Below are 8,579 nucleotides of genomic sequence, written 5' to 3'. Positions count from 1 at the left end.
GTTGTATCGTGAGCGGACCCGCCGGATCTTCATTAACGACTATCCGATGATCTACTGGCTGGGCCGTTGGTTCGCCGAAGGTGCACATCGTGTCTTCGATATCGGTGGACATATCGGCATCGCCTACTACGCCTATCAGAAGTACCTGGCCTATCCGTCGAGCCTGAACTGGACGGTGATGGACGTGCCCGCAGTGAACGCATCCGGAGCGCAATGGGCGACCCAGCACGATCCCTCCCGAAGGCTGCATTTTGCCGATGAGGTGGGGGCAGCCTCGGGTGCCGACGTACTGTTTGCCGCCGGATCGCTGCAGTACCTGAGCTATTCGCTCGAGGATGCACTCGCGGCGATGGCCCGTAAGCCGAAGTTTCTGCTGCTCAATTCCGTGCCCATCCATATGCGTGAGTCGTATTTCACGGTGCAGAACATCGGTACGGCGTGTTGTCCGTACCGGATCACGGCGGAACGGGAATTCCTCGGTGGCCTCGCAAAGCTCGGCTACGAACTGCAGGACCGCTGGGAGAATCCACTACGGTCCTGCATCATTCCGTTTCATCCGGAACGCTCACTGGATCGGTACTTCGGCTTCGCGTTTCGTCTTGGCGCATCGTGAATGCGACGTCGGCAAACAGCCACGATCGCGACGCTAGCGAGAAAGATCTTCGATCGTCAGGTTTGTCCTTTTGTGCGCCTTCAGTGTCTTCAGCTGATCGTCGTCAAACGTGGCGAAGTTGTCGATGCAGACACGGTCGGGCGAGGCCCCGTTCCGTGAGATCTCCACGCCGGCGATGACGTCGGCGGAATAGGTGTAGTAGCCGTAACTACCGGTCTGCACGACGTCGTGGTCGATTTCCTCGAGAGTTTTGCCGTTCGCACCAAAATACCGGGCGTGTACAGCGCCGCCGTTCCCACTCGATGACCAGATGCCGAAGTAGATACTCGCGACCGGCTTGTTCAGTCTGAAGGAAACGAAGCCCGGACCACTCAGCAAAACGTAGGTACCATCGCCATAGGAAGGCAGGGGCTTTACAGCCGCGTAGAGGTCGGTGAGTCGATGCTCGCCAGGTGTATCGGTGCGGATGGATAGCCAGGTACCCGGCATCTCATCTTTCATAATGAGGCCAGGGGCGAAGCTTTCGAAGGATTCACGTATCCATGAGGGAGCACGGTCTGCCACGGCATTCTCCTTTTGCGCAGGCTGGGATGTGGCTTGATCGTCACTTTCTGTGGCCTCTGATTCAAGTGCATGGCGAGGTCGATCGCTACGAAGAAAGGGCAGGGTAGAACGCAAGTCATTGAAGGTTCGCGCTGTCCGTGCCCTTGCATCCAGAGGGTGCACAAGCTAGACGTGCCCGCGACCGCGTAGCCACCAGGGGAGGCCCCACCACATCAGCGCAATCAGCGTCCCGAGTGCTGCTGCCGCGATGTTGCCCAAGGTGTCGCCCATCACCGCAGACAACACCAGTTGGGTGACCAGCACCAGGGCGACAGCCAGCGTCACCGCGCCCGCCAGCATCTGTCGTCCCGCGATCACCTTGAACTGCTCGCGGTCGCGCAGTGGGCGGATCAGCCGATGCTGGATCGCCGGCCCGCTTAGCATGACCAGGCTGATCAGCGAGAAGACGAAGGTCGCAAGAAAGATATGTTGCTCGTGCCCGACCAGCCTGGCGAAGCCGGGCGCGAACGGAACGGCAATCAGGAAGCCCGATAGGAGTTGCGAAGCCGGTAGCAGGACGCGTAGTTCGCCCAGCAGATCGGTGAGATCGCCGTCGCCGTTGGCCTCAGTATCATCGAATGTGGAAGACATGGGTGTGCTCCTGTCAGGAAAGGGATGCTCGTGTGACCCTGCGCTGCTCCATCCAGTCGTAGAGTAGGGGAAGCAAGACGAGCGTGAGTAACGTCGAGGTGATCAGCCCGCCCACGACGACTGTCGCCAACGGTCGCTGCGTTTCTGCCCCGACGCCGGACGAGAGCAACATGGGCACCAGTCCAAGGATCGCCACGCTGGCGGTCATCAATACGGGGCGTAGTCGCAGTGCCGTACCCCGGATGACCGCATCGCGCGCGCTCAACCCCGCCTTCTGCTGCTCGTTTAAGAAGCTCACCAGGACAATGCCGTTCAACATCGCTACGCCGAACACGGCAATAAAGCCGATGGCAGAGGGCACCGAGAGGTACTGCCCGGTGACGAACAATCCGACGATGCCCCCGATCACGGCGAAGGGCACGTTGGCCAGGATCAGGAACGCATAGCGCACTGAATTGAAGGCGGTGTAGAGCAGGACGAAGATGAAGAAGATCGTCGCCGGCACGATGATCGAAAGGCGCTTTAACGCACGCTGCTGGTTCTCGAAGGCGCCGCCCCATTCGGTGTAATAGCCGGTCGGCAGCTTCACGGCCTGCGCCAACTTGGCGTTGGCCTCCTGGACGAAGCCATCGATATCGCGGCCGCGCACGTCCATCTGGATCACCGCGTACCGCTGCAGCTGTTCGCGGCGGATGAACGAGTAGCCTTCGGCCGTGCTGACCCTGGCGACCTGCGACAGCTGAACCAGTGCGCCCGAAGGCGTACGGACCGGTATCCGTTCGATGGCGGACAATGAGGCTTTGTTCGCGTCGTTCAGACGAACAGCGATATCGAAGCGTTTGACGCCGTCGAGCAAGGTACCCACGGGTTCGCCACCGATACCGTTACGGACCACCGTGAGGATGTCGTCCGCGTTGAGGCCGTATCGAGCCAGGGCATCACGGTCGATTTCGATGCGGATCTGCGGTTTGCCGATGTTCGCTTCCAGGCCCAGATCCGCGACGCCGGGCACGGTGGCCAGGGTGTCCTTGATTCTCGCGCTCAGCCGATCCAGTTCGGCCAGGTCATTGCCGTAGAGCTTCAATGCCAGGGTCGCGCGCACGCCGGAAATGAGCTCTTCGATGCGCATCTGAATCGGCTGCGTATAGCTGACCACGGCGGTCGGAAGGATAGCCGTGAGTTCGGTCTGCATCGCTTCCTCGATGCTTTCCAGCGTTTGTCCTGCGCGCCACTGGTCCTTCGGCTTGAGCGGGGTGTAGACCTCCATGTAATTCACGTCGGCGGTCTCGCCTTTCTCCGCGCGGCCGATCATGGAAAGGGTCGTTTCGACTTCGGGGAACGTCGCCTTGATTCGTTGCGCGACCTGGTTGGAGATATCGATCGATTCCTCGAGTGAGGCGGAGGGAATCGAGGTGATTCGCCACATGATCGCCCCCTCCCGGAGGTTGGGCATGAACTCCTTACCAAGAAACGGAAAGAGTGCCAGGCTGCCGACCAGCGCTGCCACGGCCATGCCGATCACCGCCTTGCGGTGGCTCAGCGACCAGATCAGTACACGGGCGTAGCCGCGTTTCAGATACGCGACCAACCGGGTGTCCTTTTCCGCCTTCGGCTTGAGCATGAGTGCCGCGAGCACGGGGATCAGCGTCAGGGCGAGAATCAACGAGCCGGCCATGGCGAAGGTGATATTGAAGGCCATCGGCTTGAACATCTTGCCTTCCAGGCCCTGCAGGCTGAACAACGGCAGGAAGACGACGATGATGATGCCGATCGCGAACGCGATCGGGCTTGCCACTTCACGGGCCGCCTCGAGCACGGCCGCGGTCCTGTCGACGTGCCCGCCATGCGCTTTGCGCTCAGCCATGATGCGGAAGGCGTTCTCGACCATCACCACCGAGCCATCGACCATCATGCCGATACCGATCGCCAGGCCCGCCAGCGACATGAGATTGGCTGAGAGCCCGGCCTTCTCCATGCCTATGAATGCGATCAGCATCGCCAGTGGCAAGGTCACCACGACGATCAGGGCGCTGCGCAATTCGCCCAGGAACAGGAACAGGACGATAGCGACGAGGATCGAACCCTCGACCAGCGCCCGCACCGCGGTGCCGACCGCCGCATTGACCAGGTCGGTGCGCTCGTAGACGGGTTTGATGGTGGTGCCGGCGGGTAGCGACTGCTTGACCGTGTCCAGCTTGGCTTTCACCGCATCGACCACGCTCTTGGCGTTCTCGCCGATACGGGCCAGCGCCTGGCCCATCACGACTTCCTTGCCATCGCGAGTGACCGCGCCGGTACGCGGGGCGCCCGCCTCGATGATGGTGGCGACGTCGCGCACGTAGATGGGTGTGCCGTCGTCGGTCTTCAGGACGATATTGCCGATGTCGGCGGCATTCCTGACCAGGCCCAGGCCACGAACCAGGTACTGCTCACGACCCACGTCGATGAAGTTGCCGCCGACCTGGGCGTTGTTGGCTTCCAGTGCCTGCATCACTTCCTTGAAACCAAGGTTGTGTGCGATCAATCGCATCGGGTCGACCTGCACCTGATACTGCTTCTCCTGGCCGCCCCAGGAGGTGACATCGTCCACGCCGGGTGCCGTGCGCAGGATCAGCCGCACAGTCCAGTCCTGCAAGGTGCGCAGGTCCATGTCCGAAGGAGCGTTCTTCAGTTTTTCATCGGCGCGCTCGACCGTATACCAGAACACCTGTCCCAGGCCCGAGGTATTGGGACCCATCTCCGGCTTGCCATAGCCCGCCGGCAAGCGATCGCCGACCTGCTGCAGACGCTCGTTGACCAGCTGGCGAGCGAAGTAGATGTCCATGTCATCGGTGAAGTAGACAGAGACGTAGGACAGACCGAAAAGGCTGACGGAGCGAATCTCTTCGACCTTCGGCAGGCCGGCAAGTGCCGACTCCACGGGAGTCGTCAGCAACTGCTCGACATCTTCGGCGGCGAGACCCGAGGCCTCCGTGTAGACGTTCACCTGCACGGGCGTGACGTCCGGGAAGGCATCGATCGGCAAGGTGCGAACGGCCTGAAAACCGACCAAGCCAATCACCGCGAAGATGATCAGGACCAGCACTTTGTATTTGAGGGAGAGTTCGACCAGACGCTCGAGCATCAGTCTTCTCCAAGCTGCGAACGCAGGATACGGGCCTTCAGCGCGAACGCGCCTTTGCGCACGTAGGGCGCGCCTGCAGCGAGACCCTGCTTGATTTCGGTCCAGCCGTCGCGTGTGTCGCCCACCTCCACCGGGACCGGTTCAAACTGGCCGGGCTTCTGGCCGCGGACGAAGACCGTGGCCTGGTTCTGCAAGAGCACGACGGCCTCGGCGGGCACAGCCAGCTGCCGCGTGTTCGAGGTGATGGCGATGCGGCTCTCCACCAGCTCCCCTGGGTGCAGCACGTCCTTCTCGTTGGCCACCTGGATGCGGACATCGACGGTGCGGGTTTTTTCATCCGTCTGGTGCGATCGCTGCACGACCTTGCCGGGTAGTTCGCTGCCGTGCGCGACGATCGTTACCGTATCGCCTTCCTTCACCTGTTCGGCGGCGGCAGGGGACAGGCGCGCCTCGACCCACACGGACGACTCGGTGACCAGGGTGAACAAAGGACGGCCAGGTTCGATCCGTTCACCGACCAGGAACGCATCGGTCGTCACGCGTCCGGCACGCGGGGCGAGCAACTCGAAGCTACCGTCCGCTGCGGACGAGCCTCGCTTGATCAGATGGGCGATCTGCCCCTCGGATAAGCCATATGCCCTGAGCTTTGCCTTGGCCTGGTCGCGCTGCACCAGGGCTTCGTTATAGCGACGCGCCGAGACCGCCTGTGCGCCGAGTGCGGCCACGCGCTGCCAATCCTGGCTGGCTACGATGAGCTGGCCTTGTGTCTCGGCCACCTCGACGCTGGACAGCACGACGAGCGGTGCGCCGGCAGTGACGATGTCGCCCAGCCTCGCTTTGCGGGCGACGACCTGGGACGCGACCCGGGGCGAGACCAGTACGGTGTTGTAGGCGTCGACTTTGACCTCGCCGGGTGCCTTGAACTGGTCGGACACGGTGCGGAAGGTAAGGGTGTCGACGACGATGCCGGCGGTCTTGATCGCGGCGGCATCGAGGACGAGAGGGTTGCTCGCCGCAGGCTCATCGGCGGCCGTCGCACGGGCATCTTCCGCGCATGCGGCAAGGGACAGACCGCCGAGCAACACGGTAAGCGAGAGGCTCAGGACGGTAGAACGGAGCAGTGGCGTCGTCATCGGGAAGTGTCCTTGAAGGGTCCGTCGATCCATTCGGTCAGACGACCGGAGGCGGCGAGGTAATCGAACCAGGCCTGCCAGGTCTGGCTTTCCAGCGCGCGGCCGGAGAGCGCCGTATCGAGGCTCTGTTTGAGTTGCACGAGGTAGTCCGAGGTGCCGATCTCGCTGGCTTGCCACAACTTCTCGAGGGTCTGGATGCGTTCGTCGAAGGCGTTGGCGCGGCTTTGCCGGAACGATTCCGCCGCGCCACGCAGGGCGGTGTAGGTGGCCTGGGCCTGCGTGAGGCCGGYGTTCGAGCGCAGCGTGGTCGCCCGTCGTGAGGCGAAAGCCGCGTCGGCGTCAGCTTGTGCGGCGGCGATCTCGGCACGACCGGTGTTCAATATCGGAATCGGAATGGAAAGGCTGACGCCGACGACACGATCGGTGCGCGTGCCGCTTCGCACATGCCCGCCGGTCAGGCTCACCGTCGGATCGGGCCGCTGCGCGCGCTGGGCGACCACGACGCCGGCCTCGGCACGGTCCTGATCCGCTTGTGCCTGAAGCCACTCCGGGCGGTCGGTCAGCGCCACAGGAACGACTAGCCCGGCGCTCGGCGGCAGGGCCGGAGGCAGTCCGGGCAGCGCGTCCCCTGCGTCCCCGCCGACCGTGGCCAGGGCCGCCACAGACGCAGCCTCCTGGCCCGCCAGGGACGCCTGTTGGATCTGCGCCTCGCCGAGGGCCAGGGCCGCCAGGTCGCGTTCGGAACTGCTGATGTCGCCCACCTTCAGACGCTGGGCGGCGAGCTCGTCGAAACGTCCCATCAGGGCCAGGCGTCGGCGACCCAGTTCGGTTTGTTCCCGCGCCAGCATCGCGCCGGCCCAGGCCTTCAACCAGTCCGCGGCGATATCACGACGCGCGAGTGTGTAGGCTGCCTGCCGCGCCCGCACGTCCGCATCGCTCTCGATGGTCCGGGCCCGGCGTTTGCCGGAGAGGTCCAGCGCCAGGCTCGCACCGACCGTACGGCGATCGACGTCGGCGTTCTCGCCCTCCAGTTGCACCGAGGGGTTGTAGAGCGGTTGGGCGGCGGCGCGAGCACGTGCCTGAGCGGCGCGCAGGGCCGCGTCGGCAAGCTGCACCTGCGGGCTGTTGGCCCACAGGTCATGGACCGCGGATTGCAGCGCGGGAGGCGCGAGGAGGACTGGCGCTGGGTCCTCCGCATAAGGAGAAGCGGAAACAGTGGCGGCAAGGAACACGCACACGGCGCCCCAGGGCGCTGCACGCAACAAGAACATGGGGAAATCTCCTGAAAACCAGCAACGATCGACGCACCCGATTTATCGGGCGAGCGTCGGAGACGAGGGTTTCAGGCGATAGGAGGCCGTAGCGGCGAACGATTGAACAGCAGCCTCGGCGCCGCCGGTAGATGGCTGACGACGGCGGGCAAGCCGATGACAGCGGCCAGAACAGGCAGGGTCGCCGGCAACGCCGTCGCGTGCGCACAGGCACAGTGGCAGCCGCCAGCTTCACCGAGCAGGCATGTGTCACCCTCGTCCGCAGACGACGTCGCCGCTGCGACCACGCTCTCGATCGTTGTGTGATCGCCGGGCGGCACGTTGGATGCCACACGGGGGCCGTCCAGCACGCACACGGTTCCCGCCGCGATCTTGATCATCAGCGCCGCGATCAATAGCAACCAGCCCCCTTTGTGGCGGCGCAGGCGCTGAAGCAGCGTGGGAAGGGTGCGGGACATGGTCGGGATGCTAGGGGATCGCCTGCCTGTTAGACAATTCCATCGTGCAATCGGACACATTTTTCAGAATGATCCGATATCCGATGCTGCGGGGGACCCCTAGTCTTCCGGCCCATGATCTGGAAGAAATCGATGATCGCGGCCGTCTCGGCTGCCCTGGTGAGGCGCTACCCGGCGCCCTGGACCGCGCTGATGTTCGCCGTGGTCCCCGTGCTGTTGCGTTGTGTATCGTCGTATGACGGGGGCGCACTGTTGGTCTGCGTCGGGCACGATGGCTTCCGATCGGCGCCCGCCGTCGGGGCAGTCGTCTTCGCATTGAGCTTCGTCGGGTTCCTCAAGTACAGCTCGCTCACCGACTTATTGGCGTACGCGCTTTGGCTGGTGACGTTTCTGTCCGTGGCCATACTGGGGATCGTGATGTTCGAGGCTTTCGGACCACCGGAGCAGTGGAGCGGCTCGCTCTCACTGCCGGCGACAGTAGTGTTCAGTGGCTGCGCCGGCGTGATCTCGGGCGCAGTCCTAAGAGCCGCATGTCTCTTCTGTAGGAGCCGCTTCAGCGGCGATGGGTGCTAGCGACAAGGCAAGGAATTCGCCCGTTCACGCACCCTGTACGGACGCGGTGAAAGATTCTCCGCCAGGAAGCGTTCCATGCAGCCTGACCCGGCTGCGGCGGTAAAGGGGAGTGGCGATGAACGGCAAGGGAAGCAGGTCACTGCTATGGATGGCGTGCGTTCTTCTGGCAGTCTGGTCCGCGGCGAGCGTGGCCCATGAGACCAGGGATAAGGC

General features: G+C 63.4%; 9 protein-coding genes. 2 read left to right on the top strand and 7 right to left on the bottom strand.

Going from position 1 to position 8,579, the window contains the following annotated elements; all coding sequences use genetic code 11:
* The coding region (locus AC1DT2_RS11020) for a methyltransferase, TIGR04325 family (protein ID WP_477296232.1) at positions 1-613 on the top strand (613 nt) is incomplete at its 5' end.
* Positions 614-646: 33 nt separating this feature from the next.
* On the opposite strand, the gene AC1DT2_RS11015 is transcribed toward AC1DT2_RS11020, so the two are convergent.
* The 6 genes from AC1DT2_RS11015 to AC1DT2_RS10990 all read right to left on the bottom strand — a co-directional run bounded on the left by AC1DT2_RS11015 (position 647) and on the right by AC1DT2_RS10990 (position 7,793).
* A complete protein-coding gene (locus tag AC1DT2_RS11015) occupies positions 647-1,177 on the bottom strand; it encodes a hypothetical protein (RefSeq protein ID WP_477296231.1) in 531 nt (176 codons plus the stop codon).
* Positions 1,178-1,342: 165 nt separating this feature from the next.
* Positions 1,343-1,807: a DUF6328 family protein gene (locus tag AC1DT2_RS11010; protein WP_477296230.1), complete on the bottom strand. Its 465-nt coding sequence runs from the start codon at positions 1,805-1,807 to the stop codon at positions 1,343-1,345.
* 13 nt (positions 1,808-1,820) lie between these two features.
* Positions 1,821-4,931, bottom strand: a complete 3,111-nt coding sequence (locus tag AC1DT2_RS11005; protein WP_477296229.1) for an efflux RND transporter permease subunit — start codon at positions 4,929-4,931, stop codon at positions 1,821-1,823.
* Complete coding sequence (locus AC1DT2_RS11000) at positions 4,931-6,064, bottom strand: efflux RND transporter periplasmic adaptor subunit (protein ID WP_477296228.1); 1,134 nt, start codon at positions 6,062-6,064, stop codon at positions 4,931-4,933. The genes AC1DT2_RS11005 and AC1DT2_RS11000 overlap by 1 nt, the downstream gene beginning before the upstream one ends.
* On the bottom strand, positions 6,061-7,335 hold the full coding sequence (locus AC1DT2_RS10995; protein ID WP_477296227.1) for a TolC family protein: 1,275 nt from the start codon (positions 7,333-7,335) through the stop codon (positions 6,061-6,063). The genes AC1DT2_RS11000 and AC1DT2_RS10995 overlap by 4 nt, the downstream gene beginning before the upstream one ends.
* Positions 7,336-7,406: 71 nt before the next feature.
* On the bottom strand, positions 7,407-7,793 hold the full coding sequence (locus AC1DT2_RS10990) for a hypothetical protein (RefSeq protein WP_477296226.1): 387 nt from the start codon (positions 7,791-7,793) through the stop codon (positions 7,407-7,409).
* 114 nt (positions 7,794-7,907) lie between these two features.
* Between AC1DT2_RS10990 and AC1DT2_RS10985 the strand changes: the two genes are divergently transcribed.
* Entirely contained in the window at positions 7,908-8,366 is a 459-nt protein-coding gene (locus AC1DT2_RS10985) for a hypothetical protein (RefSeq protein ID WP_477296225.1), read from the top strand.
* Between the two features lie 24 nt (positions 8,367-8,390).
* Here AC1DT2_RS10985 and AC1DT2_RS10980 read toward each other — a convergent pair.
* Positions 8,391-8,579 (bottom strand): hypothetical protein (locus AC1DT2_RS10980; RefSeq protein ID WP_477296224.1); only part of this gene is annotated, 189 nt, incomplete at its 5' end.

This window comes from Luteibacter sp. P4_E6 (genome assembly GCF_056401535.1).
The sequence above is the reverse complement of the archived record's forward strand: the minus strand, read 5'-3'. Positions and strand labels throughout refer to the sequence as shown.